This window comes from Streptomyces sp., from assembly GCF_019510245.1.
In the GTDB taxonomy this organism is placed as follows: Bacteria; Actinomycetota; Actinomycetes; order Streptomycetales; family Streptomycetaceae; genus Streptomyces.
In genome coordinates this window covers 1-7,594 of record NZ_JAEKKT010000040.1, presented here as the reverse complement: position 1 = coordinate 7,594, position 7,594 = coordinate 1, and the positions used below count along the sequence as shown (strand labels likewise).

7 protein-coding genes and 1 pseudogene are annotated in these 7,594 nt (G+C 72.5%); 3 read left to right on the top strand and 5 right to left on the bottom strand.

Features of this window, described 5'->3' with window-relative positions; translation table 11 throughout:
- Nucleotides 1-58: 58 nt before the first annotated feature.
- Nucleotides 59-1,618: an IS1182 family transposase gene (locus JF597_RS01425; RefSeq protein WP_293987474.1), complete on the bottom strand. Its 1,560-nt coding sequence runs from the start codon at nt 1,616-1,618 to the stop codon at nt 59-61.
- 268 nt (nt 1,619-1,886) lie between these two features.
- Nucleotides 1,887-2,687 carry an SAM-dependent methyltransferase gene (locus JF597_RS01420; protein ID WP_293987468.1) on the bottom strand — a complete coding sequence of 267 codons (801 nt, stop codon included), beginning with the start codon at nt 2,685-2,687 and terminating at the stop codon, nt 1,887-1,889.
- 223 nt (nt 2,688-2,910) lie between these two features.
- On the opposite strand from JF597_RS01420, the gene JF597_RS01415 reads away from it, so the two are divergent.
- Nucleotides 2,911-3,354, top strand: coding sequence for a cold-shock protein (locus JF597_RS01415; RefSeq protein ID WP_293987472.1), 444 nt, complete (start codon nt 2,911-2,913; stop codon nt 3,352-3,354).
- A 626-nt stretch (nt 3,355-3,980) separates the two neighbouring features.
- Here JF597_RS01415 and JF597_RS01410 read toward each other — a convergent pair.
- The 3 genes from JF597_RS01410 to JF597_RS01400 form a co-directional block, all read right to left on the bottom strand.
- Complete coding sequence (locus tag JF597_RS01410) at nt 3,981-4,157, bottom strand: hypothetical protein (protein ID WP_293987465.1); 177 nt, start codon at nt 4,155-4,157, stop codon at nt 3,981-3,983.
- Nucleotides 4,158-4,166: 9 nt separating this feature from the next.
- The gene (locus JF597_RS01405) at nt 4,167-4,481 is read right to left on the bottom strand and encodes a hypothetical protein (RefSeq protein WP_293987463.1); all 315 of its coding nucleotides are present in this window, start codon (nt 4,479-4,481) and stop codon (nt 4,167-4,169) included.
- Nucleotides 4,482-4,694: 213 nt separating this feature from the next.
- The gene (locus tag JF597_RS01400; RefSeq protein ID WP_293987461.1) at nt 4,695-5,582 is read right to left on the bottom strand and encodes a DUF3152 domain-containing protein; all 888 of its coding nucleotides are present in this window, start codon (nt 5,580-5,582) and stop codon (nt 4,695-4,697) included.
- Nucleotides 5,583-5,705: 123 nt separating this feature from the next.
- On the opposite strand from JF597_RS01400, the pseudogene JF597_RS01395 reads away from it, so the two are divergent.
- Together JF597_RS01395 and JF597_RS01390 are read left to right on the top strand one after the other, a co-directional pair.
- Nucleotides 5,706-6,296, top strand: a pseudogene (locus tag JF597_RS01395) (response regulator transcription factor); the annotation flags it as partial.
- Between the two features lie 45 nt (nt 6,297-6,341).
- On the top strand, nt 6,342-7,594 hold a 1,253-nt coding region (locus JF597_RS01390), incomplete at its 3' end, for a histidine kinase dimerization/phospho-acceptor domain-containing protein (RefSeq protein WP_293987470.1).

Sequence of the window (7,594 nt, the reverse complement as noted above, 5' to 3'; positions counted from 1 at the left end):
AAGGCTGATGAAGATCTTGGTGAGGGCTGTTCGGCCGTCAGGCCGGACAGCCCTCCGCTCATGCACTGGCTGGTGCGATATGCCAGGTACCACTGGTGTGGGTGAGCCCGAGGCTGATCAGCCGGCGGAGGTTGAGGGCGGCGGCTCGGGTGTGGAGCCAGGTGTCGTTCTTGATGGTGCCGCGGTAGCGCAGGCGCCGGTTGCCGTGGTGGACGAGCCAGGCGACGGCGCGTTCCACGGGGGGCCGCCAGCGGCGGTAGTCGGCCTGCCAGCCGGGGTCGGTGGCGGCCTGGTGGCGGGCGGCTGTCTGGAGGTCGTGGTGGGGGCGGATGGTCAGGATGCGTCCGGCCTTGGCTTTGGTGCACCGCTCACGCAGGGGGCAGCCGGCGCACAGGTCCCCGAAAGAGGCTTTGCGCTGGTGATGCTGCCCGCCGGGGTCGGACAGGGCCACGGTGTGTCCAGCCGGGCAGGTCACGACGGCGGCTTGGCTGTCGATGGCGAAATCGTCGAGGGTGAAGCCGCCGGGGACGGCGCGCCGCAGCGGGGCGGCCTTGATGAACAGCCGGTGCCCGGCCCCGTGGAGGGCCTGGCGGACATCGCCGGTGGAGTAGGCGGTGTCACCGAAGGCATCGAGTGGGGTGTCCTCGTCGGCGAGCAGTTCCAGGCCGACCACGCCCTCGTGGTGCTCGGGCCCAGCCCCGGGCCGCAGGACGACGGCGGTGTATAACCCGGTCTCGGGTTCGACGGCCAGGTGGGCCTTGAAACCGTCCTGCCGGTGAGTGCGGGTCCTGTGCACGTGGCGTGCTTCGGGATCGATGCTGGAGACCCTCCGGTTCGGGGCGGTGCCCCGGGTGATGCGCCAGCGGCCGTCACGGCCGTCGGAGTCCTCGGCGGGCTCGACGTCCTGGCCGGCGACCAGGGCCAGGATGCCCACCGCGTTCGCCGCTTTCTCACCGAGCTGCTGTTCGGGCAGGTGGCCCAGCAGCCACAGGGCGTCTGTGACCAGCGCGTCGACCAGTTCGGCGCGGGCCTGCTCGTCGTTCCAGACAATGCGGGGCTTGCCCGGGTCGGTGTAGTCGTGTGCGCTGCACTGGGCAGCGGCGACCGCGCCAGCGCCGGGGACCTCGCGGATCACCGCCCGGACGGCGGCGATGAGCTGGGTGACGGTGTCCTGGGTGGCGACCGCGTCGTCCAGCACGCTGGAGTCCAGCGCCCGGCGGTGCTTGCCCTTCAGGACCCCGGTGGCCTTCACGACCTCGCGCACGGCCTCGAAAATACGGTTCGGGCGGGCGGAACGGGCCAGCCGGCGGCGGAAATAAGCCAGCAGCGACGGGTCGAAGGCCATGTCGTTGAGGCCGAGCCCACATGCGGCCTTCCACCGCAGGTCGCACCGCAGTTCCTGGACCGTCTCGAAGTCCGACAGCCCGTGCAGCGCCTGCAAGGTGATCGCGGCAGCCAGGATCTGCGGCGGCATACTCGGCCGCCCGTTCGCCGACGGGTACACGTCCGCGAACATCACCGCCGGGAACAACTCGCCGCGGTGCTCTGCCAGGAACGCGAACACACTCCCGGCCGGTATCAGATCCCGACACGTCTCCCACACGTCCGGCCCGACCATCTCGCCCACCCACTCACCCACCGCCACAAGACGAGTCTGGTCCTGCCACTCACGCCGCAGGACCAGAACCCCAAGATCCTCATCAGCCTTCTAGGCCGCCTTTCGCTGCCCGCTCGGCCCGCCCTGGCCGCCCGTTTGGCCGTCACCGGCGGTGCGCTCGCCCTGCTGCGGCAGGCGGCCCCAAGTGCCGGGCGCCCTGTTCGAGGTCGGAGTGCCTGACGGCAGCGCGGTCCGCCCGCACGGCGGACCGGGCCTTCCCGACGTCGGCTCAGGCCTTCTTGCGGGCCACTCCGCCGTAGAAGCCGATCTCCTCGGAGCCGGCCGGTGGTGTGGCGTCCGGCCGCCAGAACGGGACCTGCGTGACGCCGGGTTCGACCAGCTCGAACCCGTCGAAGAAACCCTCGATCCGGGCCCGTGGGCGCAGGTTCATGGAGGCGGACGCGTTGTTGTAGACGGCCTGGGCCTCGCTGCGGTCGTCGGCGAAGTCGTCGGTGGCGTGCGAGAGCACCAGGAAGCTGCCGGCCGGGAGCGCGTCGCGCAGGGCGGCCACGATCCGCTCGGGCTCCTCCTCGTCGCGGATGAAGTGGAGGATGGCGACGAGGAACAGGGCCACGGGCTCGCCGAAGTCGATGATCCGGCGGACCTCGGGGTGCTCGATGACGGCCTGCGGGTCGCGCAGGTCGGCGAGGACGATGCTGGTGGTGCCGGCGCGGCTGAGCAGCGCGTCGCCGTGGCCCTTCACGATCGGGTCGTTGTCGACGTAGGCGACGCGGACGTCCGGCGCCAGCTCCTGGGCTATCTCGTGCACGTTCGGCGAGGTGGGCAGCCCGGTGCCGATGTCGAGGATCTGGCGGACGCCGCTGTCGATGACGTGCCGGACCGCGCGCTGCAGGAACCCGCGGTTGGCCCGGACGGATATCCACACCTCGGGCGCGACGGAGGCGAGCTGGTCACCGGCCTTGCGGTCGACCTCGTAGTTGTCCTTGCCGCCCAGCAGGTAGTCGTAGATCCGCGCGGGATGCGGCTTGCTGGTGTCGATCTCCACGGCCCCGATGCCGTCCTGCGTCACGTGCGCTCCTCTCAACGACCGCCCCGGCCCCCCTTGGCTCACCGACGGCTGCCGACAGCTTTCCATATCAACTCCTTTACCCAGCCCCAAGTTGCCTCTCCGTTTCCGTCCGCTCGGGCACCCGCGGCACCGCCGGTGAGCCCCGCTCGACCAAACGGCCGGACTCGAGTATCATCACACCCAGGTGTCCGGGCAGGTGGCCCGGTTTGGTTGGGGGTTTGTCATGGTCAGTGGTCGTGTGGTGCGGTTTGACAGCGCGCGCGGGTACGGGTTTATCGCTCCGGATGGTGGGGGCGAGGATGTTTTCTTGCACGTGAATGACATGCAGATGTCGGAGTCTTACGTCCGCCCGGGTGTCACGGTGCAATTCGAGATCGAGGCCGGCGAGCGCGGCCCGAAGGCTTCCGGTGTCCGGCTCGCTCAGAACTCAGAAGTCCGCACGCTCACCCAGGGCTCAGACTTCCGCACACTCACTCAGGGCGCCGACATTCGCCCCCTTGGTCCGGACGACGACTCACTGTGTGATCTGCTCAGCGCGGACGAGTTCACCCGTGAGGTCACCGAGACCTTGCTGGCGTCAGCGCCCACGCTGACCGCCGAGGAGATCGTGCGGGTCCGGGGGGCGCTGGCCCAGTTCGCCAAGAACCACGGCTGGATGGAGGGCTGACCCGTCCGCCGCGGGCGGCCGGTTCACGCGTCGCGCGAGTGGAGCAGTCAGCCGCCCGCCGTGAGGGCGGCCACGACGCGGGCGAGGGTCGGAAGGACGAAGCAGGGTCAGCACGATGCCGAGGGCGGTGGCCGAGTCGCGTACGGCGAGGCCCAGGCCCCGCAGGCCGACCAGGGCCAGGTAGAGCACGGAAGCCGCCGCGGCCCGCAGGGGCCCGTCGGCCAGCTACAGGGCCGGGTAGCGGTGTCGCTGGATGGAGCCCCGGTCCGGCTCGAAGAAGCGTCCGACCAGCAGCGAGCCAAGCACCGAGACCGTCGCGGCCGGCACACAGCGGTGAGCACGGCGGCCTTGCCGCACAGGACCGTCAGCCGTCGTGGGGCCGCGGTGAGAGTTGTGCGCATCATGCCGGTGCCGTACGCGTTCATGCCGGTGCCGTACGCGTTGCCGACCTTCAGGACGGCGACGACCACGACCTGGCCCACGGTCACCCCGGTCAGGCACAGCCATGCCGGGACGTCACCGCGCCCCCGGCACCCACCGCCAGAGTCAGCACCATCACCCCGGCAGCAGCCGGACGTTGCCGGCATCGGTGCGCAGCTTCGTCCACTCCGCGCGCCCGGCGCGCCTCATGCGTCCCTCCGGCGCAGCAGCGCGGCTGCGGTGCCGAACGCGACGGCCGCGTAGCCGCAGAGCACCGCGAACCCGGTCCAGGACGGCGCGGCCCACCCGGCGGGGCCCGCGAGCAAGCCGCGCATCCACCGGAAGCCCTCGGGGTCGAGCCCGTTGAACGGGTCGTCCAGCATCACCGCGGGTCAGGTGTGCAGGAGCGCGAGCGAGCCGAGGCTCGCGGCCGTGACCGTTGCTCCAGTCGTCAACGGGCGCAGGGGCAGCAGCGGCAGGGCGGTCGCCAGGCAGAACAGCCCCAGTAGCAGGGAGAGTTGCACACGGCCGGGGCCGGAGGCCGCGTCCGCGAACAGCCGCGGGACCGTGCCGTGGCCCGCGGAGTACTCCACGAGAGCCTCACCGACCGCGAGCAGCCCGAGCAACACCGGGGAGACGTTGGGCCGTTGGGCGATCCGGCGGCGCAGCCGGTGCCAGGTGTCCCGCCATGCCCCCGCACGCATCACGCCGGTCAGTATGCCAGCGGGCCACCGGGACGAGGTCACGACGACCACAGCACCAGCGCGCGGGGAGCCGGTTTCATCCTCGTCGCCGCCGTCCTCGCCGTCGGCGGTGCGGCGGACGCCCCGGCACGGGCCGGCACCACCGCCCGCCTCGTCGGCGCCGCCGCCCCGGCCGTCTGCACGCCGGTGGGGCGTTCACGGCGTCCGCGGCACGGGTCAGGACACCGCCGGGCCGGTCAGGTACCGGCCCTTTTCGTCGTACGGCCAGACGTTGGGCAGGCAGCCGTGCATGCCCTTGATCTGCTGCATCATCACCGGGGCCGGCTGCCCGGGACCGGGGCAGCCGGCGTGCCCGTGGCCGAGGAAGTGGCCGACCTCGTGGTTGATGATCAGTGCCCGGTAGTCCTTGACGCGGTGGGCGTAGACGGGGGTCGCCAGCAGCCAGCGCTTGAGGTTCACCATGACCTGCTCGGCCACGTCGCAGTTGACCTCGCCCCCGGTGTCCAGCCCGTACTCCCCGCAGATCCTGTCCACCGTCCCGGGCGTCGCGACCCGGACGACGAAGTCGGTCGGACCGCTCGACACCCGCTGGAACGCCGAGTGGCCGTCGGCGGTCCAGCCGCGCGGGTCGGCCAGGATGTGCTCGACCTGCCGGGCGACGTCCGCCGTGGAGAGGCCGATGCCGTTCTCGACGTCGACCCGGTAGCGCAGGGGTGTGCCGGAGCCGACCCTGGTGCTGCCGCCGGTCGCGGTGACGAACGTGCCCGGTCCGGTGGCCGGGATGTTCGGCGTGAGCGAGGTGCGGGGACCGGGGGAGGCGGAGGTGGCGGCCGGACCGGGCGACGGGGACCGGGAGCCGTGCGCCGGCCCGGCGGCGCCGACGCGACCGGACCGGGCCCGCTCGGTGGACCCGCCCCGGTCGCCGGCGGGGGTTGTTCCCGCACCGGACGAACCCTCGTCGACGGCCGCGAAAGCGGCGGCCCCCAGAACCGCCAGCGCGGCCACGGCCACCAGGACCGGCCCTCTCCCCCGCTGCCCGCGGTGGACGGCGTGGGAGGGGCCGCTCCGGCGGCCACGGGAGGAACGTGTTGTGCGCGTGGTCATGACGGTCAGGCTGTGATCGGAATGTGATCGGACCTGGCGCAAGCAATAACGAAAAGGTAACGGACAGGGGGGTTGCCCGCCCATATGATCATCCCGTAACAAACGGACAGCTGTGCGGATCCCATGCGGATACTTGAGCGCATGCCACGCGTTCTGCTGATCGAAGACGACCGTGCCGTCCGGGAGGGGGTGGCCCTGGCCCTGCGCCGCGGGGGCCATGAGGTCGCCGCCGTCCCGACCGGGGAGGACGGGCTGGAGCGGGTGCGGTCCTTCCGGCCGGACGTCGTGGTGCTCGACCTCATGCTGCCTGGGCTGCCCGGGCTCGACGTGTGCCGCCGGATCCGCGGCCTCGACCAGACCCTGCCGATCGTCATGGCGACCGCGCGCGGCGACGACGAGGACATCGTCGTGGGCCTGGAGGCCGGCGCCGACGACTACGTGGTCAAGCCCGTTCAGGCGCGGGTGCTGGAGGCCCGCATCCGCGCGGTGCTGCGCCGGGTGGGCGGCCCACCCGGCGAGGGCGGCATACCGAAGATCGACACCTACGGGGACCTGTCCGTCGACCGGGCGGGGCTCTCGGTCGCCCGCGGCGGGGTGCCGATTCCGCTCGCCCCGTCCGAACTCCGGCTGCTGCTCACCCTGTCCGCGTCGCCGGGGCAGGTGTTCAGCCGGCAGCAACTGCTGGAGGCGGTGTGGGAGCACAGCTACCACGGGGACGCGCGGCTGGTGGACGCCTGCGTACGGCGGCTGCGCGCCAAGATGGGCGAACCGCCGCGCGAGCTACCGGTTCACGGCCCGGTGAGGCGCCCGCGTCTGCCGCAGCTGCGCGGTCTGCGGATCCGCCTGGTGCTCGCCTTCACGCTGGTGGCCGCCGTCACGGCGGCCACCACCGGTGCCCTGACCTTCCGCGAGGCCCGCACCGGTGTGCTCCAGCAGAGCCAGGACGCCGTGATGCAGCAGCTGCGCGCCCAGGTCGGGCGCCTCGCCCCGGACCTCGCCTTCCCGCCGGACCAAGCCGCCCTGGCCCGGTTCGCGGTGGACGTGGCCGGCTCCGAGCCCTCCGGGACCTGGCGGGTACTGGCCACCTACGGCAGCGTGAGCGCCACCTCTGCCCCCGGTGACCGCTTCACGGAGCTCACACCGGCCGTCCGCGAGGCCGTCGGCTCCAGCATGGCCACGGTCTTCCAGCGGGTGGCGGTCGGCGACCGCACCGCACTCGTCGTCGGCATGTCGGTCACCTTCGCCGAGGCGCCCGCGAAGGGCGCCTACGCCTCCGGTGTCCACGTCTTCCTGACCGTGCCGCAGACCACGGAACGCGCCTACGTCGACGCTCTGGTGACCGCCGTCGAACGCGCCGCGGTGCCCGCGCTGACGCTCGCCGTGCTGCTGGCGCTGCTCGCCGCCCGCGGGGTGCTGCGCCCGGTGCGGGCACTGCGCCGCGCCACCCGCAGCATCGCCGAGGGCCACCTGGACACCCGGCTCGCCGTCGACGGGTCCGACGAACTCGCCGACCTCTCCCACACGTTCAACGAGACGGCCGCCGCTCTGGAGAAGTCGGTGGCCGAGCTGCGCGGCATGGAGGCCCGGGCCCGCCGGTTCGCCGCGGACGTGTCGCACGAACTGCGCACGCCCCTCGCGGCCATGTCCGCCGTCACCGACGTCCTCGACGAGGACGCCGCCCGCCTCGCCCCGGACACCGCCACCGCCGTCCGCCTGATCAGCGAGGAGACGGTCAAGCTGGCCCGGCTGGTGGACGACCTGATGGAGATCTCCCGTTTCGACGCGGGCGCCGCGGTGCTGCACCTGGACGAGATCGACCTCGCCGAGTCCCTGCGGCGCACCCTCGACGCCCGCGCCTGGACCGGTCTGGTGGAGTGCGACCTGCCGCCGCCCGGCACCCTGCGCGGCCGCGTCGACCCGCGCCGCCTCGACGTCGTCGTGGCCAACCTGGTCGGCAACGCGCTGCGGCACGGCGCCCGGCCCGTCGCACTGCGCCTGTACGACGGCGGGGA

Coding starts and splice junctions, on each gene's coding strand:
- JF597_RS01400 (WP_293987461.1), bottom strand. CDS start 5,582: ATGACCACGCGCACAACACGTTCCTCCCGTGGCCGCCGGAGCGGCCCC.
- JF597_RS01415 (WP_293987472.1), top strand. CDS start 2,911: ATGGTCAGTGGTCGTGTGGTGCGGTTTGACAGCGCGCGCGGGTACGGG.
- JF597_RS01425 (WP_293987474.1), bottom strand. CDS start 1,618: ATGGTCGGGCCGGACGTGTGGGAGACGTGTCGGGATCTGATACCGGCC.
- JF597_RS01410 (WP_293987465.1), bottom strand. CDS start 4,157: ATGCTGGACGACCCGTTCAACGGGCTCGACCCCGAGGGCTTCCGGTGG.